Source organism: Bradyrhizobium sp. 195, assembly GCF_023101665.1.
In the GTDB taxonomy this organism is placed as follows: Bacteria; Pseudomonadota; Alphaproteobacteria; order Rhizobiales; family Xanthobacteraceae; genus Bradyrhizobium.
The window spans coordinates 1,195,670-1,215,175 of record NZ_CP082161.1 but is presented as its reverse complement, the minus strand read 5'-3'; the positions used below and the strand labels follow the sequence as shown (position 1 = coordinate 1,215,175).

At 56.3% G+C, this 19,506-nt stretch carries 15 protein-coding genes and 2 pseudogenes; 8 read left to right on the top strand and 9 right to left on the bottom strand.

Translation table 11 applies throughout. The annotated features are described in order from the left end of the window. Positions 1–21 precede the first annotated feature (21 nt). The 4 genes from IVB26_RS05650 to IVB26_RS05635 are packed head-to-tail and all read left to right on the top strand — an operon-like array spanning position 22 to position 3,745. A complete protein-coding gene (locus IVB26_RS05650; protein ID WP_247970927.1) occupies positions 22–600 on the top strand; it encodes a hypothetical protein in 579 nt (192 codons plus the stop codon). After that, positions 597–1,979 (top strand): 7-cyano-7-deazaguanine synthase, encoded by a 1,383-nt coding sequence (locus IVB26_RS05645; protein WP_247970926.1) that lies wholly within the window; start codon positions 597–599, stop codon positions 1,977–1,979. Before IVB26_RS05650 ends, IVB26_RS05645 begins: the two co-directional genes overlap by 4 nt. Next, positions 1,963–3,144, top strand: a complete 1,182-nt coding sequence (locus IVB26_RS05640; protein WP_247970925.1) for an XRE family transcriptional regulator — start codon at positions 1,963–1,965, stop codon at positions 3,142–3,144. Before IVB26_RS05645 ends, IVB26_RS05640 begins: the two co-directional genes overlap by 17 nt. Next, the gene (locus IVB26_RS05635) at positions 3,122–3,745 is read left to right on the top strand and encodes a hypothetical protein (RefSeq protein ID WP_247970924.1); all 624 of its coding nucleotides are present in this window, start codon (positions 3,122–3,124) and stop codon (positions 3,743–3,745) included. Before IVB26_RS05640 ends, IVB26_RS05635 begins: the two co-directional genes overlap by 23 nt. A gap of 335 nt (positions 3,746–4,080) precedes the next feature. Here the strand turns inward: IVB26_RS05635 and IVB26_RS43345 are convergent, their stop codons facing one another. After that, a complete protein-coding gene (locus tag IVB26_RS43345; protein ID WP_458309321.1) occupies positions 4,081–4,263 on the bottom strand; it encodes a helix-turn-helix domain-containing protein in 183 nt (60 codons plus the stop codon). Positions 4,264–4,956: 693 nt separating this feature from the next. Between IVB26_RS43345 and IVB26_RS05630 the strand changes: the two genes are divergently transcribed. Then, the gene (locus tag IVB26_RS05630; RefSeq protein ID WP_247970923.1) at positions 4,957–7,194 is read left to right on the top strand and encodes an alpha/beta fold hydrolase; all 2,238 of its coding nucleotides are present in this window, start codon (positions 4,957–4,959) and stop codon (positions 7,192–7,194) included. A gap of 334 nt (positions 7,195–7,528) precedes the next feature. On the opposite strand, the gene IVB26_RS43340 is transcribed toward IVB26_RS05630, so the two are convergent. From IVB26_RS43340 to IVB26_RS05615, 5 genes are all read right to left on the bottom strand, one after another. Then, entirely contained in the window at positions 7,529–7,972 is a 444-nt protein-coding gene (locus tag IVB26_RS43340) for an NAD(+)--rifampin ADP-ribosyltransferase (RefSeq protein ID WP_458309320.1), read from the bottom strand. 41 nt (positions 7,973–8,013) lie between these two features. Then, positions 8,014–8,913, bottom strand: coding sequence for a hypothetical protein (locus tag IVB26_RS05625; RefSeq protein WP_247970922.1), 900 nt, complete (start codon positions 8,911–8,913; stop codon positions 8,014–8,016). After that, positions 8,910–9,566, bottom strand: coding sequence for a hypothetical protein (locus IVB26_RS43335; protein ID WP_458309319.1), 657 nt, complete (start codon positions 9,564–9,566; stop codon positions 8,910–8,912). The genes IVB26_RS05625 and IVB26_RS43335 overlap by 4 nt, the downstream gene beginning before the upstream one ends. Positions 9,567–9,802: 236 nt before the next feature. Next, complete coding sequence (locus IVB26_RS05620) at positions 9,803–11,257, bottom strand: UvrD-helicase domain-containing protein (protein ID WP_247970921.1); 1,455 nt, start codon at positions 11,255–11,257, stop codon at positions 9,803–9,805. Beyond that, positions 11,250–12,878 carry an ATP-dependent nuclease gene (locus IVB26_RS05615; protein ID WP_247970920.1) on the bottom strand — a complete coding sequence of 543 codons (1,629 nt, stop codon included), beginning with the start codon at positions 12,876–12,878 and terminating at the stop codon, positions 11,250–11,252. Before IVB26_RS05615 ends, IVB26_RS05620 begins: the two co-directional genes overlap by 8 nt. Positions 12,879–13,186: 308 nt before the next feature. Here IVB26_RS05615 and IVB26_RS05610 point away from each other — a divergent pair, with 308 nt between their 5' ends. Beyond that, positions 13,187–13,855 carry a recombinase family protein gene (locus IVB26_RS05610; protein ID WP_247970919.1) on the top strand — a complete coding sequence of 223 codons (669 nt, stop codon included), beginning with the start codon at positions 13,187–13,189 and terminating at the stop codon, positions 13,853–13,855. Between the two features lie 1,945 nt (positions 13,856–15,800). Here IVB26_RS05610 and IVB26_RS05605 read toward each other — a convergent pair. Next, a complete protein-coding gene (locus IVB26_RS05605; RefSeq protein WP_247970918.1) occupies positions 15,801–15,965 on the bottom strand; it encodes a DUF2934 domain-containing protein in 165 nt (54 codons plus the stop codon). A gap of 669 nt (positions 15,966–16,634) precedes the next feature. On the opposite strand from IVB26_RS05605, the gene IVB26_RS05600 reads away from it, so the two are divergent. Together IVB26_RS05600 and sugE are read left to right on the top strand one after the other, a co-directional pair. Further along, a complete protein-coding gene (locus tag IVB26_RS05600) occupies positions 16,635–17,495 on the top strand; it encodes a radical SAM/SPASM domain-containing protein (protein ID WP_247970917.1) in 861 nt (286 codons plus the stop codon). 116 nt (positions 17,496–17,611) lie between these two features. Next, positions 17,612–17,926, top strand: a complete 315-nt coding sequence (gene sugE, locus IVB26_RS05595; protein WP_247970916.1) for a quaternary ammonium compound efflux SMR transporter SugE — start codon at positions 17,612–17,614, stop codon at positions 17,924–17,926. Positions 17,927–17,949: 23 nt separating this feature from the next. Here sugE and IVB26_RS43330 read toward each other — a convergent pair. Continuing rightward, positions 17,950–18,053: pseudogene (locus IVB26_RS43330) on the bottom strand (inorganic phosphate transporter); the annotation flags it as partial. A gap of 96 nt (positions 18,054–18,149) precedes the next feature. Further along, positions 18,150–18,251 (bottom strand): annotated as a pseudogene (locus IVB26_RS43325) (inorganic phosphate transporter); the annotation flags it as partial. Positions 18,252–19,506 lie beyond the last annotated feature (1,255 nt).

Below are 19,506 nucleotides of genomic sequence, written 5' to 3'. Positions count from 1 at the left end.
TTTTTGACATGGAGAATCGCCATGAGTGATGGTCCGTATAAAAGTTTGAACATGACGCGCGCCTGGAAGAAGTTTGCTGAATGGGCGCACAAGGCTGCATTTGAGCCTGACGAAGTTGCCGGACGTGTCGTCCCTGCACTGGAAGAGACGTGGCATGACGAAGGCTGCGGCGAAGTCGTCCGCGCCATCCGAACGATCCTGAGCGACGCCCGGCAGACCGATTTGTTCGGACGAGAGAAGACAGTGGAACTGGAAGCCGCGCGGCGGGATCTTTCTGCCGGATACCCGATGCGGCGCCTGATCGTCGATCACGTCATCCAATCTGCGGCGAGTGGAAAGCTCGGCATCGACGCGGTTTGCGACGGTGTCGAAAATACCCTACGCGATCGCGCCGCGCGGGGGCCCCGGCAAGTGGAAGAACATTACCTGCGCAAGCAGAGCCCCGAAGCGATGGCGACCCGTGTCAGAAACCGGATGGAGGACGCTGTCGCGAGTGCTCCGATTGCGGGTCTCGCTCGTCGTCTGTCGGGTCTGGACGCTGCTACCCAACCCCAATCCGTCAAGCAGCAAGGGCTTGAAGACGGCGTGAGGCTGCCATGAACGACGATGAACTGCCTGGACTCCTGGTCGATGTGCACGAAGCCGGCGGACGCGCCCGCGCAGGCCGGATCTCTTGCGAGATCGATACCAATCTCATCTTCAAGACGCATAATCTTGCGGCGTATTTCTTTGCGAAATGGGAGCCGGTCGTATTCGATCTGATGCTGCTCGCTGCATCCGTTGAATTCTGTGATCGCATACAACGTCGCCCAGCCTTAGGATGGGGCCGTGCCTTTGACCTGCGCTTGCCGGTGCATGATCCAGACGTATGGAATCAGAAGGCTGTGTCTGACGCCTTGCATGAAGCACTGGAGCTCCTGACGGGTGATCAATGGAAAGTCACCTTCATAAAGCGTAAGAAGCCTGCCGCTGAACCGGCACAGGAACTTTTCTATCTGGAAACGGGTGCCGAGGCGGTCATTCCTTTTAGCGACGGACTCGACTCCCGCGCGGTTGGCGCGTTGATGGCAGAGGAATACGGCAGCCGGCTGATCCGTGTTCGGCTCGGATCAAAGAAGAAAGATCAACCGAAAGATTCGTTCGGCCGAAAGCAGCCTTTCATGGCGCTGCCATATCAAGTGAAGCCCGGCGCATCCCACTTTGTCGAATCAAGCGCCCGGTCTCGCGGATTCAAATTTGCCGTGTTGAGCGGATCGGCCGCGTATTTTGCCAAAGCGGGCAAGGTCATCGTGCCGGAGAGCGGACAAGGTGCGCTTGGTCCAACGCTTGTTCCGGTCGGTCAAGCGTATGAAGATTATCGCAATCATCCCCGATTCATGAAACACATGACGGCGTTCTTCAAAGCCCTTCTCGGCGTTGACATTGCTTTCGTATTCCCGCGTCTGTGGTTCACCAAAGGTGAAACCCTCAAAGAGTACATGGCGCTGAGCAACGGAAAGGATACCGAGTGGTCGGAGACGAGATCATGCTGGCAGGATAACCGCCATGTGTCGGTCGACAATCACCGTCGCCAGTGCGGCATTTGCGCGGCCTGCATGCTGCGGCGACTAAGCGTTCATGCGGCAGATCTCACGGAACCTGCAGATACCTATGTCTGGGAAAATCTCTCTGCGCCAACTTTTGATGCGGGCGCCGCCGAAGGTTTCAACAAAAAGACCCGCGCGCAAAAACAATATGCAATCGCAGGCACGTTGCATCTCGATCACCTGGCGTATCTAACGCAGTCGCGCGCGGCAGAGCGGCCGCTCAGTCTCGCGGCCTTTCAGCTGGCACGCGCGCTCGGAGAGACGGAAGCGGTCATCCGGCCAAAGCTGGACCGACTGCTTTCCCAACACCAAAAAGAATGGAAGACTTATATGAGTTCTCTGGGACCACAGTCATTCGTTGCTCAGTGGGCCGACAATGACCAGTCTGCTTGATACCATGCCGCCGGTGGAAGTCGGAGAGCGCCTCCGCGGAGCGCGCGACCGTGTGAAGCTCAAGCAAGCGGAAGCAGCGGAATCCGTTGGGCTGTCGCGGACCACTCTGATTGCGATCGAGCAAGGGCAACGACGCGTCCGCATCGACGAGCTCCGCAAACTCGCGAGTCTTTACCAAACGTCCATCAACGAGCTGATGCGGCAGGAGGCGATCCACGCGGAACTCACGCCCAAATTCCGTAAACTGTTCCAACAGGAGGATGATGCGGTCGAGCTCGCTGTGAAGCAGCTGGAGGATTTGGCCCGTGCCGAGGCGGAGCTGGAACAGCTTCTCGGCGTTCAGCCACTGCGCAATTATCCGCCGGAACGCCCCATTCTGCCCGGCGATGTTCGAGCGCAGGCGGAGCAGGACGCGCTCGAATTGCGGCAGCGGCTCGGACTAGGCCTGAGCCCGATCTCCGACATTGTAACGCTGCTGGAGCTTGAGCTTGGTGTGCGCGTCTACATCCGGCGGATCGATGGCGGAATCTCTGGCGTATTCGCGTACGACGAGGCGCTCGGCGCCTGCATCCTCCTTAACGGCAATCACCCGCGCGATCGCCGCGCTCAAACGGCAGCCCACGAGCTCGGTCATCTGGTTTCGACGCGGCGTGAGCCGGAGGTGCTGGAAGAGGGCGTCACTGAAAACTCCCGCGAGGAGCGTTACGCCAACACGTTCGGCCGAGCCTTCATGACTCCCGCCCGCGCGGTCATGCAAAAATTCAAGGAAATTACTGTCGGATCGGAAAAGCTGACCCGGCGGCATGTCATCGTGCTCGCCCATTTCTTCGGCGTTTCACGTGAAGCGATCGTCAGGCGGTTGGAGGAACTTAAGCTGGCGAAGTCTGGAACGTGGGATTGGTTTCAGGCGAACGGCGGCATTAGCGATCAGCACGCTGTCCAGGTGCTGGGCGATCTTTCGGGGCCCGACCTTCATAAAGCGGATGCGGACAGGCCGACGACGCTTCGGCTCGGGCTCCTCGCCGGGGAAGCCTGGCGCCGTGGGATGCTCAGCGAAGGCCAACTCGCGCGCATGCTCCATCTGAACCGTGTCGAGCTGCGGCGCATGTTTGATGGCCTAGAAATAGAAGGGAGCGAAGCCGATGGGGCTCTCATGCCTGATTGACCCCACGGCGCCGGTTGTGATCGATGCGAGTACCGTGATCAATCTGAATGCAACGGCCTGCGGGCCGCGCATTCTAAGAGCCATTCCGAATCCCTTTATCATTACGGATGTCGTGCAGGGAGAACTCCTCGAAGACCGCCGCAATGGTCGCAACGACGGGCAACTGGTCGCCGATCTTGTTGGGCCAAGTCTTATCTCCGTTGCGAAACTTGACGATCTCACCGAGTCCCATTTCGAGGATCTGGTGATCGGGCGGGGCGACGCAACCCTCGACGACGGCGAAGCCGCGACAATCGCTTATGGCGTCGAGAAGGGAGCGATCACCCTGATCGACGAGCGGAAGGCAACGCGAATCTGCGGTGAACGGTACCCGCGCCTGACCGTTGGAAATTCTTTTGATTTACTCACCCACCCTGCCGTGCTGGCGGCATTGGGTAAGGGCGCCACCGCCGATGCGGTTTTCAACGCACTCCGGCTTGCCCGGATGCGGGTCCCGCCCTCTTTGTTGAAATGGGTGGTTGAGCTGATCGGAGCAGAACGCGCGGCGATGTGCGAGTGCCTTCCGCGCGCATTCAGAACAAAGGCGGTAACTCATCGATGATAACGCAGACTCATTGGACGAAATCATTCTCACGAATCCGCCGGTCGCTGCGCCGAGAGCAGATCGAATTGACCATTCATGGCCTGCGATCCACCGCGTCAACGCTCCTGCACGAAAGCGGCAAGTAGCAAGCGGATGCGATCAAACGTTAACCTGCGCATCAGGAGGCGAATGAGATCCATGGCGCCTATATCCATGCCGCCGAATTCTGGCAGGGGCGCCTGCGGATGATGCGATAGTGGGCGACCGAGCTCGACCAAGTGAGCACGGTCGTGTCATAATAATGATGAGGAAAAGCGCGCTCAAAGTGGGCTGCCGCCTAAGTCGCACGTCCATTAGTTCGACATGTTGGTGTCAAGGAGCTCCAGAAGTGAGCCCACCACTACTAGTCGCCGACGTCCGATCGTTGTCGTGACGATACGCCCAGCACCTATTAACTCGTAAAGCTTCGTGCGTCCCAAGCCGGTCGCTTCGCATGCATCGTCAATCGTGCAGGTGAGCCGCTGGGCGAACGGCATCAAGCTCGGTTCTGCGGCTTTCGGAGCGGATAGCCTGACTTGTGACTGTTGTCCGCCAGTGTTCTCTCGTCAATGGTATCTCACGCGCCCTCCTCCTCGCACAAAGCTCGACAGGACGAGAGTCGACTGTGCGATGAGCAACGTCAATGCGAGCATCCGAGGGCGCTCGCGTACGACAGCGCACGTCAGCGGCGGTTTGAATATTTCCGGACACCAAAGGGCGACGAGCAAATTTTTTTGCGAACGCGCCACCGGCAGTGAGGCACCGCGCCGAGCCTAGTCTACCAATATCGGCAGCAAATTCCGCAAGCATTCGCCGCTGTTCACCACCGTGTTATTCAACCATTATTCAATGAACGCGGTTGATGGCTACTTAAGTGCCTGAGATTGCTGGCGCTCCCTAGGGGAAACGAAGGGCGACCCAAGAAGACCCTGACAAACAAGCACAAATCGGCATGACTGCTGCCTCATTGCTACCACGTCTTGCTACCACCGAAAAGGAAATCCCGCCCAACCTGCAAAAGCCCTAATCGGGAGCTGTGCTCGCCTTGGCCGCCAATTATTTGTAATCAGTCATCTCTGCCGGGTAATGCCGTTAATCGAGCAACACCCAGACCAGTACACCTGCTTGACCGGACAACCAATAGACGAAAAAATGCGGCCCACTACGTCACTTTGCTTTGGAGCAAACCAATGGAGGCTTACAAGGAGGCGCTTCGGACGTGGCTGGATCAACAAAAGGAGGCTTCGCTAGGCGCGAGCGACCCAAACTCACTACAAATCGACGACGCGATGGCTTCTTTGCCCGAGATGTCTGATGAGCAAATTTACCGGCTTGTGCGGCAGCTTCGTCCAACATTTCCTATTCAGAGCGGATATTTAAGTCTTCCCGACGGTGATTTGCGCCCACCGTTCTTCGATTTGCTTGAAAGCAATCGTACTGAGATAGATCAGATAAGTCGTTCAGTTGGGTGCATTGAGGTTTCCAATCTACCAAATTCCGCTTCTATTATCGGGACCGCTTGGCCCGTCGCCGAAGATATTCTCGTTACCAACCGACACGTGGCAGAGATGGTCGGCTCTTGTGATGGAGGGGAATTTCGTCTCAAGAGTGGTTTTTTTGGCGAGCCACTAAAGCTAGATTTCAATGTTAAACGAGAGCTGGGCTCCCTTAGAGTAACGTACCGAATTACCGATCTCTTGTGGTTCGAACCTGACGCCACAAGGGCTGACATCGCTTTTTTCAAGATTGAGAGCGAGGCGTTTGCCTATCCGAAGTACGAACTAGCTCCTCTGGCTTCAGTTGATCTCGCACCGGGCGAAACAATCGTCACGATCGGCCACCCCCGCCAGCCCGCGTCGGGCAGCATTCTTGATGATTTAGAAGGCCCGTTCGACATCAAGCGGGTTTCGCCGGGCCGCCTTCTAGCTGATGATCATGGATGGGCGACTCATGACTGCAATTCGATGGGGGGCAATTCTGGTGCGGCAGTCGTCGACCTGCGTCAGGGCTGCGTGCTCGGGCTACAATTCGCGAGCCCAGATCCCTTCAAGAGCTACTTCATCAAAGCATCAGCAATACGTCACTATCTGGCCGAGCGACCATGGCTCAAATCGCGCCCAAGCTCTCCCGGAGGGGAAGAACGGAAAGCCTCCGAAGCCCTCGGCCTTTCGATCCCCATCCAGCTCAAAATGTCGGTGCAGATCGAACCGCACGAAGCGCCTGCAGCGGGTCGGACCGACTTGGCCTTCTCTGCCCCGTCGATGCTGTCGGTTATTGCTAACTACTCGCCCTCCGACGCGCTCCACGGGCGCTTGATGCCCCAAGGACCACTGCGGAATCCAACGGCACCTGGTGCGGTCGTTGGAGGTCCTGGGCCTGAAGGATTTTCGAGCCCGGCGCCGTTAGAAGAGGTGGAAGGAGCTCGCGAAAGCGGTGATGGCAGACGCGTCGGAATTTTTTACGCGACCTCTCGCGAGAGAGACGCAAGTGAGGTTAGCTATTTCACAGGCGAGCGATCCAAGAACATTACTTTCGGAACAGCAAAGGTGCGTATTCCAGAACGGCACCGTATCGGAAGAGTCGAGTTGCCGCGTACGTTTTCAGTTCTTTCAATCCCTCTATTCGAACAGTCGCTTGATCCAAGTCGTCACTTCATAATCGAGGCCGTGGACGTCCTGTCCGAGGAAGAATGGAAGAGTCTGATTGCTAACTCCTCTCTGAGCGAAGCATTCGTATTCGTGCATGGCTTCAATGTAGCGTTCCGAGACGCTCTATATCGAGTCGCTCAAATCACTTGGGACCTCCAGTACAAAGGCGTCCCTGTCCTTTTCTCATGGCCGTCCCGTGGTCAAATACTCGACTATGGTTATGATCGTGAAAGCGCGCTTGGAGCCCGAGGTGCCTTCATTTCGGTCCTGAAAACGCTCCGCTCGTCGGGTATAAATCGGATACATCTGTTAGCCCACAGCATGGGCAATTTTTTAGCGCTCGACGCATTTAATGGCTGCACTAAAACTCAGCTGAAAAAACTCGCCATAGGCGAGATGATGATGGCAGCACCAGACCTGGATTCGCATCATTACCTTTCGATAGCACCGAAAACTGCCGACGCATTTGGAGCCACGATGTACGCTTCGGCAGCCGACAGGGCCTTATTGATCGCAAAGCGTATTGCGGGTGGTATTCCGCGCGCCGGTGACGTGCCCGCTTCTGGGCCATTGCTCGTGGACGGAATAGACTCGATAGATGTAACTGCGATAGGCGGGGAGATACTTGGACTTGGGCATTCCGTTTTTGCTTCAAGGCGTTCGATCCTGAACGATATCGGATTAGTGATGCTCGGTATCCGCCCGCCCCATCAACGACTGCGAGAGATGCGCGGCGTTCCAGAAACCTCTTTGCCCAAATGGTGGCGCTATGTGCTTTGAGTTCATCCTCTCGCAAGCTCGACTTCGAATGATCTTCTTTCAGAAGGAAAAGCCCACTAGCCGCCCCGTTCGGAGCTGCAGAGGCCGTCGATAAGGTTGGTACTTCGGCGGCTATTCGCAAGGAATTAGCCAGCTGTGGGCTATTGAAGCCCACGTATGCAAAACGGAATCGCAGGGATTCCAAAATACGCGTCGTATACTGCGGATACTGACGGGAGCCTCGCCGGCGACCGACCGCGCCCGTAACGCTCCACCGGGGAGACGAAGGTCAGCGCCGGAAAACACTGAGAAAATATAGCAAATCAGCTCAAACTGCGAGCAGCCTGCTACCATGCTACAAGCATCGGCCGACAGCAGGCTTCAATCGAAGCAATGCGAGTTGGGCAGCGACAAGTAGATTAGCTGGGATCTGATGCACCGCGACAATTTTCGCCCTTAGGCATCGATAAGACAGCCCGGGCTTTTCAACGTCTGGGTCATTTTCGACGATACCCTCAGGCTTGACCTCATAGATGATCGGGTTCGGGTGATGGGCCGCCCATGGGGCAGCCTCGATGAAATCCCGGACCATGTAGATGTGGTTCTTTCCACGAATGTGAGAAGGCACATCACCATTCTGCGGTGCGTTGGTCTCCAATGGTGGCAGAATATGTCCTCCGACCTCAAGGCCAGCATTGCCTCCGTGAAAGTATGGCCGCTGATCGCTCTGCCCCGGAATTTTCGACCCACCTCTTGCGGCAAGCCTTCTACGTTTCCTCTTCCCGAGCTTTTGATTCATTGCCAAGGCCTTTCGATCTGAACCGTGACCTCCGACGCGTCCTACATATTATCATATTCCTCATAGTGCTCGGGCTCATACAGATCATGCAGGCTCGTGGATTCTACTTTCTTGAAATGAGTCGGAAGGCCCGCATGCGCAATTTCTTCGATTGAACTGAATGACAAGTCGCACGAGGTACACTTAAATGATGTTGCTAGATATTCGACTTCGTTGAAGAGTTCACCATCTGAGTACTGTTCGGGCAGCTCTTTGAACCTTCGTCCGGTCAACAGCGCTTTATTCGTGCACGCGGGACATGCGCAGGCGCGTTGATTATGTCCCGGAAAGGCAAATGGAGACGAGGCGGCATCCTGCAGCTTCTTCTTTTCGTCGTCGGACTTTGCCTCGAAGACCTTATGGTGCGCGGCTACCTTGGACTTGACGCCGCTAAGAACGCTTTGATTGAGAGTCTTTATCAACTCCTTTGCCATCTTGGCCTCGTCTTTGCCAAGAAAGTCGGACATTGGCTTTCCCATGAAATCGTGCAGCACCGAGACAGTCTCGAAAAATCGGGCGAGCCACTTGTCGGTGCCAAGATTTTCATACGGAAGGTCTGCGGTGTGAACATGAGCGTTCCGTTGCAAAGCAAGAAATTCACACAATTCTCGATGCTGCGCTTGAAATGGGTCGATGATTTTTTCTACCCGGAGATAGACCGAATGCGCTGGCAAGGAGCGCGGTTTTGCGAATGTGTAGCCGCAGGCGTAGAGGACATTAGAATCATCTCTCGGGTCCGCATTTAGGACTGGATGCACCTTCGTGAGAGCACTTCTAGCCAAGCATTCAAGCGCCAAGGATGCAAAGAAGGCGAACTCCGATGAACCATGGTCGCTTTCGTTCGCTTGGTCCATAAACAGCTTCGCTTTCTTCCATAGCCCTTCCGAGTCCCAAGCCTTCACGTCATCCTCCCCCCAATCAAGATACGTTTAAGCACCCGGTTCGCGTCGGGCCGCTTGCTTGTTCCCCGCGCATGAATCATGCGTCGATTGTCGATGACCAGTAGGCATTCCGGCTCCCAAGAGACGTGGGTCTTCTCAGAACGATTGATTCGCTCCTCAACAAGCGCCCCTAGTTCCCACGCTTCCCTAGTCATAGGGCGCATACAATCATTATCGTAACGGACTTCCATGCCTTCGGCTGAACGTTCGGCGAGCGTGCAAAGCCGAGGCCGCACGTGTCCAGTCCTCCATAGAGCTCGACACGCCAACTCAATTTCGTCATCTCGGAGTTGCCACGCCCGAGAGTCCTGCAGAAGGGTCGCACGCTCTCCCTCGCCCGGATCGACGCAGAACAACACTAAGTACCGAGCCGGCTGATCCCAATGCGCACTGTCCGTATGAAACGGAAATGCATTGGTGCCATAGCGGCTCGATAGCGTGTTTTCCTTTGCAGAGCTTGGAGGCTGGGGGCGGATATCGCGCACAGAGATTGGACTCCGCGGGTCAACCCTGACATTTCCCAGATGTTGGACAGTTTCGAGCAGGTCGGTTTCGTGGACGCCACGCGCCCAGGCGAAACCATTTGATTCTAGTTGGGTCACATCAATTGACATGCCGGCATCGCCCCGCCCGAGGAACGCAAATGGATTCCTAGCGACACCATAGCGCGAATTTTCTCCAAGACACAACCTTGTTGCAAGTGCATGTAACGTTCGTTTATAGACTTGGTGGAGCGATTGTAGGGAAACTAAGCAAGCGCGCCTTGCCCATCGAAAGAATTGGTTCTGGCTTTGTAGCGAGGTTCTGTAGCGCTCGCCAGCTTAGCCGACATCCGTACAAGTAATTATAATTATCGGTCGGAAGCCAACGAAAATCGTTGAGCAGGCACGAGAAGGGTCAACGTCTTACTGGCTCGCGTGAGCGCCACGTACCAATCCTTTCGGGTCATGCTCGGCGCATGGATCAGTACTGAATGATCAAACTCCAACCCCTTCACAAGCAAGGTGCTGCCTACGCACCGTCTCCCAACAATTCGACCGGCATGTCGCGCGTTCGACTGAACCTCCCAAAGAGCGTTCGTTAGTAGGCAGGAAGGCCGGCTTATGCATATAAGCAGAGCGGCCCGCATCGCATGATACATTTCGCGTCGGAAACAATAAGCATCGTCACGACCATAGAATCCTTCGAGCAACGCCAGCCTCGACGATGGCGTTTGGTCATCCAAAAGGGCAACTCCTAGATCGATTAGCGATCCAAACTCCGCCGTTCCTTTCCTCAAGCCTTTCCGGCAAGCCTCCACCGCCCGCAGATAGGGCGTTGCGCTGGAGCCGGTCATGCAATCGCCAATGAACTTCATCACCGCCATCAAGTGCTTCATATCTTGCGTATTCTCGAATTGCTTGGCTGCATTGTAAAGCGTCGTGCAGCCTATCGGCTCTATTTGGGAAAATCCCACCTTCGCCAACTTCTGAGTGATATGCGCGCGCGCTCCGATGCTCGCGGCATCAGCAATAACGACCAGTGTCCCATCGCCGACTTTGCCACGAGTACGCTTACAAACTTCAACAATCTTGTTAGTTCTGTATCTCGGATCAACAGGCAGAACCTCCCATCTCACGCAATCCGGACATCCGGCAAGATTGATTTCACCGCGCGATTCAATCGCCCTACGCATCTTTTTCAGCCATACAGCCAGCGTCGAGTTATCCTTCCACCGCCATGGGGTCGTGAGTTCACCGGCCTTGGCGAACGTGGGATAAACATGCGTCGCCCAATCTACCGGCCGTTGCCCCTTGAAATCGAAGATGGCTTGCAGTGGATCGCCGAAGACACAGACTGGGAGCAACCTTGAAAGTGCCGTCACGACGTTGTGTTGCTCAAGCGAGCAATCCTGGTACTCGTCAACGAAAACGCCGCTATAAGAAGTCGAAAGCACTGAATCTATCGCGCCACTGCTAATAAGCTGCGCTCCTGAACGATAAACCTCGTTCCATTCACCCTCGGCCCGGGGATCAAACTTTTGCAGTCCAGACCGCGTAGGGAATGACGATGCGTAGCGCAAGCACCACCCTGCAATCGTCTCCAGCCGGAACCTGCGTCTTGGTACACTCAGCTTTTTGAGGCGCTGCCTTAGAACGTCCACGCCTGCGTGGCTGTGCGTCAGAATGAGCCGGCGACCTGGGCTCTCTAGTGTGGCAATAGCTATCTGCTCAGTCTTACCGCAACCCGCAGCAGCAAGGATGCTCCCGAGACGAACCGATACGGCGGCCCTTGCAATCTCGCTGTCGGCCGCCGCCTCAAGCATCGATCCAATTCCGAAGCAGAGCTATTCCCTGAGAAAGGGGCTTGTCAGCGATTTGATCAAGGTGGGGCGCTAGAATTTCTGCGAGCTGCTCGCCGCGCGTGATGTCCTTAAACCAACCGCGGTTTTCGTTCTTGGCCGCGCGCCCTAAGACGGCTCGGAACGCGGTACTGTTCAAAGTCGCGGGCAAATCGAGGCCAGCCAATTCGGACAAATCGCTCGCCTTGCACTCTCTATTGATTTGGGCCTTGACGCTGTCCGCCGTAACGCACTCTGCCGCAAACGCCACGAGTTTGATTACTACGGACCAAGGCAAATCAAGGAACATTCGTTCCTCGGTAGAGCATCCACCGGGCCATTCAAGAACGACAACACCCTTGGCTTTCAGTGCTTGCAAAACTACATCGTCGACCTTCTCGTCGGTATCGAGCAACAGCAAAACCTCATAGCCGAGGCTGATAAGGTGATCAGCCAGAATGGGAGCACTGCCGTTGCCGTGCCCATCGATGGCGACAGCGCCCTTAACGGCGAAAGAGTCTAGTTCCCCTTTCGCAGCCCAATAATGGTCAAGCCCTCGCGCGAGGCCTTGTTCGGTGCGGCCCTCGCAGACCACGATCCTGTGGGCCAAAAACGCCCCCGGCTCTTGGCGCAAATGTCGTTGGGCAACCCCATTGGTTTTTGCTGCGGCCGAAATTGATTGGACTTTCGTTTTTCCATTTGAACAACGAACGGCCCAAAGCTCTCCGGCCGTCAATTCTCGGAGAACTACGGGAGAATGGGTCGTGCAAAATATCTGTGGTTGTGTGTCAGCGCCCGATTCTTTTGTCGATGGCGAACTTAGGTGTTTAAGGAGTCGCGCTATGCGATGAGGTTCTAGCCCATGCTCGATTTCATCAATCAATGCGACATGCGATCCACCCGCCTCGTGCTGGAGTGCCGATACGATCAGCCGCGACGATCCTGCGCCGAGCCGCCGAAGAGGCAACTTGCCATCGTGTAGGGAAATTCCGCTCGCCGTGATATTCACACCTTGAACGTCCAGCTGAGCGGCATATCTCTCGCGCACCGGAACACCAAACTGCTTGCTCAGATATTCTGCGCGCCGAACGATTTCTTCGAAAGCGTTAGGATTTCCTGCCGCGAATGCAGCTCGGGCGGCACGGCTTGCGTCTGCCAGTTGCCCTCGGAGGGCTTCGGCATCATCACCTAAACGATTGAGAACAGATAGACGGCCCCAACTCAAGTGGCGTTCCGCGTACGGACCGAGCCGTGTGGTAGCAAAGCTAGCGATGTCTTTGTGTCTCACCGAGGGAGGGTCTACTTCGGTGTCCGCTTCAATGCGGTCGTTATGCAGCGACCAACGCACTTCGTGGGTTTTATCGACGATTGCTCGGAGGGACAGGACGTCTTCGAGCCCTGACCTTGGCTCGTCCTCAATACTCAGAGTTTCGGGATTCCAACCGCGCAAGTGCATGCCATAACGGTCGTCCGCAGTGAACTCGGTGGGCAACCCGCCAACTGTCACGACGACTCTAATCGGCTGATCATAATCTAGATTGTAGAAATCGGAATCATCAGCAATGGAATAAGACCTGGGATTCATTGCAAATTCGATTGCGTCCAAAATTGTCGTCTTGGTGGAATCGCCGGGGCCAATCAGACAATTCACCTTTGGGCTAGGGGCCCAGCGAAGGCTCTTAATGCCCCTAAAATTATCTACTTCGACATACACAATGCGCATTTTGCAAAACTCTCGATCCGCTCAGGCCCAAGCACTTTCACCGAGCGAATTCCGTTGCGCACTCGCTGGCTATCGAGCGTCAAGAATGGCCGAAGCTATGCAGAACGGAATCCCTGCGATTCGCAAATGCGTGTTGTCCACAATCTAAACGCTCGTATGATTCTTGTACAAGGCCAAAGCGAGCGGCAATCATGTCAAATAAAGCGTTCTTTTATATCCGGGTATCTACTGCGCAGCAGGGCCGCTCCGGTCTAGGGATTGAAGCACAAAGGCAAGCACTGCAGCATTTTGTCCGAGCCGAGGGAATCGAGGTCCTAGGCGAATATGTTGAGGTCGAGACCGGCAAGGGTACGGACGCGCTGGAGCGACGGCCTCAGCTCAAAGCCGCTCTTGCATCGGCCAGGAAGCACCGATGCCATATTGCTGTTTCCAAGCTGGATCGGCTGAGCCGCGATGTGCATTTCATCAGCGGCTTGATGGCTCATAAGGTGCCCTTTTGGGTCGCTGAGCTTGGGTCAGACGTGGACCCCTTCGTGCTGCACCTGTTTGCCGCCCTCGCCGAGAAGGAACGCGCGCTTATCAGCACACGGACCCGGCAGGCTCTCGCGGCAGCAAAGGCTCGTGGGGTGGCGCTTGGAAACCCAAGGCTCCACCTAGCCCGTAGGAGCGCAGTGGAGACGGTGACGGCCTCGGCTGACAAGTTCGCCGCCAACGTTCTACCCATCATCCGCGAAGCCCAGAAGGCGGGCGCTACCACGCTGAGGGACATTGCAGCTGTACTAAACGCCCGAGGGGTCGCCACGGCTCGCGGTGGTCTGTGGCACGCCACGTCCGTTAGCAACATCCTTGAGCGGGCGTAAGAAAGGCCAACATGCACGTGATAGACGGATCTGTGCCGGTCATGATTGCCACCGTCCTCGTCTCGTTCGAGCGCATTGGGCTCGCAGCGGCGGTCGGCGGCGTCGGAGTTTGGCTGCTCGTGCGCTGCACTTGAGCGGGACGGCTGGAGGTAGCCATCGAAATCAATGGGCCCTCATGGAAAAAATGAGCCTCCCTTTCTCGCATGGATCCTAATTTGGCCTTCATCGCAACGCGGTTTCGAAGTTCCTCTGGCTAAAGCCTGTCGCCGCCGCCCGCCTCACAGCAGCAGTGTTGGTTTCCCAAGGAAGGCATTAGAGGTGATGGCTTCGTAAGATAGGAATAGGTTTTGTTCCTCTCGGCCTGTCTGAGCCTAATAAGTCTGCAGCGATGGCCTGCTTTTCCGCCGCGGAGAGTGTCCATTGCATCGAGCTTTGCAACTGGTTGTGACGACGGCGTAGGCCAATCTCCACGACTTTTGGTTGCTCAAGACGCTCTCGTTCGATTGCTTCAGACGCCTCGACAAGCTGGTACGCACTCAGCATCGTCTTGAGTGGAACACAGAGGCAACCATCGGCGTCAAATTCGGAATAGGTCCCGTAAGTCCGGGCGAACAGCCGCCCGTCACGACGCTGCGTAACTGCTTCAACAGTCCTTTGCCAGTATTTGCGAACTGGGGAAGCGAAGCGCGATTTTCGAAAACCTCTCTTGCGATCCGCCTCAGCCCTTCGTCTGTGCAAACGTAAAAACGAAAGCCCATTCCAGAATTTTCCTTGCAACACTTCAACAGCGCGAGTTTCCGCCTGAGTACACCGCTGTTTAGGCACAGGCAATCGTTGGGAAGAGGGGCGATCGGAATGCAGGCACCATGGGTAGACGTTGGGGTACGCCCGCGCGCAGACCTCGCTGAGAATTTTGTGGGCGCCCTTCTGACACTGGATCCTAATTGGGGCTTCCACCCACCCCCGGCTTCAAATGACCGGGCTTAAAGGGCGCAGCCGCCGCCGAGGTTACAGCAGCGGTGCCGACTTCTCGGCCGGGGGCCTCCCCAGGTTCTGAGCGGGCCAGCGACTGCCACATCGCAACCACTACTACCGACCTGAGATGAAGACCTGCATGAAATCAGCGTCAGGCCTAACGGGAGTTGCTAGTTACCCACGGAAAATATGCGCGTTGCTCCGCGACCTGAAGGACACCCGCGTAGGCAAGCAAATCCAGTAGAAGGCCAATGTCCCATTTTGGCAGTCGGTAGGTGGTGAGGCTTAAGCTATCCGCCACCTCATGTTTGGTCGGTATCCGACGATTTTGTAGCACGCGTTGAGTTGCATTGATTAATTCGTCCCGCGTCATGCCTCTCTTGAGGAGATACGCGTCTACGGCTTCTAAGAGCAGTTCGTTACCCCGGCTCTCCCAGTTTGAGGCGAGCGACTTACCTCGCGGTGATAGGACGAGTGCACCATCCTGCAACAAGCCTAGTCGCCGCTTCTAATCATTGTTCGTTTTCCGGCTCGTTTGCCGTTAATCATTGATTTAGTTCGCAGCATGATCATTGGGGAGCCGCAAGGGATCCGATCATGCGATTGCACCAGGCAAATACCTTCGAAGAGATCGAGGTGACGGTCGCTGACAAGAGTCAGCGACGTCCCACTGCCGCGTGTGGCGCTGAACCAGGGAGATCTCTCAAGTCCAGTCGAGAAGAGGTTCTGGCGTTATTGAAGCCAGACGGCGATCGAACGCGCACCATTTGCGCGGTCGCAGGCGCACTGATTGTTGGGTTTGTGCTCGGATGGAGGACACGATGACGTTCGGACGGCAACACGCGGCGACACCGTGCCGGGTATTGGTCGGATCGACTCCATCGTGCGTTGGGGCAACCGGTGGATCGTTGCAACAGCTAGTGGATTGATCTCGACGCCTAAAAGGCGCTCAGACTTCTCTTCCGGTTTTCTACAGCGTGTCCGGCGTCTTGAGTTCATGGCGGATCAGCTCTTCGTTCAGCTGTCGTTCCGCTTCTAGATAGAACTCTTGATCGCGCCCCTTAGGCATTCCGGCTTGCTCCCACAGGTGATATGCGCGGCGCTCGACGTCCTCCTGAGCCAGAGGACCTACCATTTGCGTGACTCCTAATGAGACCAAGGGCGGCGGCTTAGGCTGGCCGCGTCCGAGAGTGTCAGTAGCACAGTGTAAGTTGGCTTCTCTGAGTTTATCTTTGACAGGAGATACACATGGCTACGGATTTTTCACCTGAGATTTTGGATCAGCTGCTTGCTGGGGGGCACTCGCAATCGGAACTTCGCGGGTCGATGCCGACCACGTTGATCATGATGACGTGGCGCTCGGGGCGGGCAACGCCGTCACATTTCATAAGAAAGCTGCCATTCAACTCATTTTTCAAGAGAGCTTGAATCGTACGTAGCGTCATATTGTACGCTATCGATCGCGTAGAGTTGCGCTTCGGTTGCAGCATTTGGGACGACAGCTATCGTGGACGTGTCGAGTTATGGACAGTACCGCCAATGGCATGAGTGATGCTTGTTGGAACAAACGAGACGTTAGACCAACCCCATCGACACATGTGCATTCGGCAGCCGTCCAATCCTGCTGGACTGGGGCGCTAAGGGGAGAGAGCCGTGGCGCTTTCTTCATCTGTCGCGACCGCGTTTGCGACGGTGCCGTGTCGCGCTGATGGACGAAGAATCGAGAATGATGCATGAGCGAACCGGCATGAGATGAAAATCGACGGTCCCCTCAATATCTCTTTGTCAAACGCGGAGCGCGGAAGTGGACAATATAGAATCGATGACTCTACAGGAGCTGCGCTCTGCAATCAGCGGCGGCAGGGTCTTGGAGATAACTACGACAACGGGCTGTGTCGTCGGATGTTCTTATTGCCCGCAGGACAAGTTTGCCGAACGGCAAAGAGCGATATCCGACGTGAAGCATTTTTCTCTCCAAGATTTCAAGCGATGTCTGGCGCGCGTACCAGCACCGGTCGACATCAGCTTTTCCGGGTTTTCGGAGCCTTGGCTCAATCCGGCTTGCACCGAAATGGTTGAGCATGCCTATGCGTGTGGCCATGGAATGCGGATTTTCACAACCCTGGTAGGAATGAACGGACGGGATCTAAAACGCTTGCGTGCGCTGCAGTTCCGCGTTTTCCTGGTGCATGTTTTTGATGACGGCACGCACATGGACAATGGTCTCGCCACGCGCAACTATGTCGATTTAATGCGCCAACTTGTCGATGCCGACATTTCATCGTTGCTCTTCATAGTCATGGGCGAGGTGCATCCCGAACTTGTCGGCATAATTCCTGACGAAGCGCTGGTTCGCTCGCGTCCGCCGCGCAGCAGGGCTGGCAACGGCAAGAAGATGGTTGGAGCGCGGCAGCCAATCGTTGGAGCACTGACATGTCCTGACGAACGGCAATATCGTAATGTTCTTCTCCCAAACGGCGACGTTACTTTCTGCTGCATGGATTTTGAGCGACGACACGTTTTGGGCAACCTCCTCCGCGTCAGGTACAAGGATCTCTTTGAAGGGACAGCTTTTTGCAACATTGCCGATCGCATGAACGGAACGGACGGCTTTCTGCTTTGTCGATCGTGTGAATTCGCCGAGCCAATAACGCCGCAATTCTGATCTTTGAGAGAAGTTGACCCCTGCTCGAAGCGAATCGCGAGCCCTGGCAAGGATGACCTTCCAGCTCATCACCACATCAGCCGCGGGGACGACCCTGCCATGAACGGAGGGCCGCCGTGGCCTGGAGCATTTTGTTGGTCGCCGGCCTGCTGGAGATCGCCTGGGCAATCGGCCTCAAATACACCGAGGGCTTTACCAAGCCCGTTCCGTCCGTGCTCACGCTCGCGGCCATGGCCGGCAGCGTGATCCTGCTCGGCCTTGCTCTAAAGACGCTGCCCATTGGAACTGCTTATGCGGTCTGGACCGGCATCGGTGCGGTCGGCACCGCAGCGCTCGGGATCATCCTGTTCGGAGAACCGGCCGCCGCGTTTCGCCTTGCCAGCATCGGACTGATCGTCGCCGGCATTGTCGGGCTGAAGCTCGTGTCCTGACGAAAACATCGAAAGCATTGACCCCACGAGGTCAGCGCCGCAACGATCGCCGAGGCCGGCACGTAATTCTCCAGGCATAGACGATCGAGCTGGCCACGCTCCAGCGCACCGCCGAGGTGCGCGGCGCCGATAATGGCGAGGAAAGTCGCCAAGAACAACATGCTGATGCAAGGCCTCTGGGCCGAGACCATCTGGCCGCGACCTGGTCGTGACGCGAAGCCCTAGTGCGGACGATACGCCAGCCGCCCATCACGGTCCCACCGGCATCGGTCTGGCACAATAGCACCACCCAGAACGGCACGAAGAATTCGCTGCCGAGATCGCCCTACGAATAGAACGGCAATGAAACCCAGCTATGCTGGCTGACCTCCGGGCGACGGTCAAGAAAGCTCGCTTGCGGAGTTATACGATGCCTGATCTCCGGAGCAGCAGGGGAGAAGATGCAGACCGGCAGATCGTGTTCGTTTGCTCCGAGCTGCTTCCGACCATCCCGCGTCGGCACCATCGGGGACTGCCGACCAGTTCGTCTCTTAGATCGCAGTCAGGTAAGCTTGCGATCTCTGACTGAGCTCAGCTCCGCGCCTCGAATTACCGGTGCGACTTCATTGTGTGGTTGCAAAGAAGCTCGATCACCCAATCTCTTTCGCAGGAGCGTTCATGAAATCATCGAACTGGCGGTGCCGGCGCACGGCATTCGATTCGTGTTCGACCTCAGGCCCCCGGCTTGTTTGAACAACGACCGCAATTGTCGCGTAGACGACATCGCGATCGAAAAACGCCGGGAGCTTGCATCGTGCCCGTCGGCACAGAGTCTGCACACAACAACGAGGGCATGGGAGCGACGCTGCGTGTTCAGTGGCTCACGCTTCATTCTGGAAGGCGCGCACTTCGCGTTCGGAAGGTGACATGCGATCTGACGTTCTTGTTCGGGCTGCCGCAGCAGTTGCGCTTGTCGCATGCGGTGTTGCTCATTCAGCGGATCTCCAGCCAATCGTCAGCGAGCCATGCTGTTTCCAACCCAACGAACAGCTGCATTGTGTGGCATTGTTGTGATCGGCGCCTGCAAGGCAGGTCCACACGTCCTTGTCACCGAAACCGCACGTGTGGTGTTAGGCTTCTTACCCGCCCGGCCATATGCTGGAGCAGCCGTGGCTTGAAAAGGCAATCGCGGCCGATATCGCCAACAGCAGCGAAGTCCGGGAAGGTACCTATGCGGCGTTCCCGCGGCAAAGCGCGCAATTCTCGTCGTTTTGATGGGCCCCTCGGAGCCGGCTTTGAGCAAGCGCTCGCACCTGCTTGGTCCATCAGATTTGAGTGCGAGTGTATGAGTTTTGGCGGACAGCATCTGGCGACCTCTGGGAATCAAGCTGCGCGCTCTGGGCAAGTCAAAACCTGAAAGTTTGAGGCGAATGGAGTGGAGGTAGGCTGCATCCCAAGCCTCATTCGTGTTGCCTACCTCGCCCAGTGGTGCCTTGAACGCCACTGGCCTTCTTTCTTCCGCTCAACCTGTACCCGGCGGAATCTGATTGTTGTTCCGTGCCACGCCTTTGTCTTGTTTAGGCTCCGGAGAGCCCGCCATT

Bases quoted from the DNA above. Each gene is read 5' to 3' on its own strand.
- IVB26_RS05630 (WP_247970923.1), top strand. From the start codon at position 4,957: ATGGAGGCTTACAAGGAGGCGCTTCGGACGTGGCTGGATCAACAAAAG.
- IVB26_RS05605 (WP_247970918.1), bottom strand. From the start codon at position 15,965: ATGGTAGGTCCTCTGGCTCAGGAGGACGTCGAGCGCCGCGCATATCAC.
- IVB26_RS05640 (WP_247970925.1), top strand. From the start codon at position 1,963: ATGACCAGTCTGCTTGATACCATGCCGCCGGTGGAAGTCGGAGAGCGC.
- IVB26_RS05620 (WP_247970921.1), bottom strand. From the start codon at position 11,257: ATGCTTGAGGCGGCGGCCGACAGCGAGATTGCAAGGGCCGCCGTATCG.
- IVB26_RS43335 (WP_458309319.1), bottom strand. From the start codon at position 9,566: ATGTCAATTGATGTGACCCAACTAGAATCAAATGGTTTCGCCTGGGCG.
- IVB26_RS05645 (WP_247970926.1), top strand. From the start codon at position 597: ATGAACGACGATGAACTGCCTGGACTCCTGGTCGATGTGCACGAAGCC.
- IVB26_RS05610 (WP_247970919.1), top strand. From the start codon at position 13,187: ATGTCAAATAAAGCGTTCTTTTATATCCGGGTATCTACTGCGCAGCAG.
- IVB26_RS43340 (WP_458309320.1), bottom strand. From the start codon at position 7,972: ATGAATCAAAAGCTCGGGAAGAGGAAACGTAGAAGGCTTGCCGCAAGA.
- IVB26_RS05650 (WP_247970927.1), top strand. From the start codon at position 22: ATGAGTGATGGTCCGTATAAAAGTTTGAACATGACGCGCGCCTGGAAG.
- IVB26_RS43345 (WP_458309321.1), bottom strand. From the start codon at position 4,263: ATGCCGTTCGCCCAGCGGCTCACCTGCACGATTGACGATGCATGCGAA.
- IVB26_RS05635 (WP_247970924.1), top strand. From the start codon at position 3,122: ATGGGGCTCTCATGCCTGATTGACCCCACGGCGCCGGTTGTGATCGAT.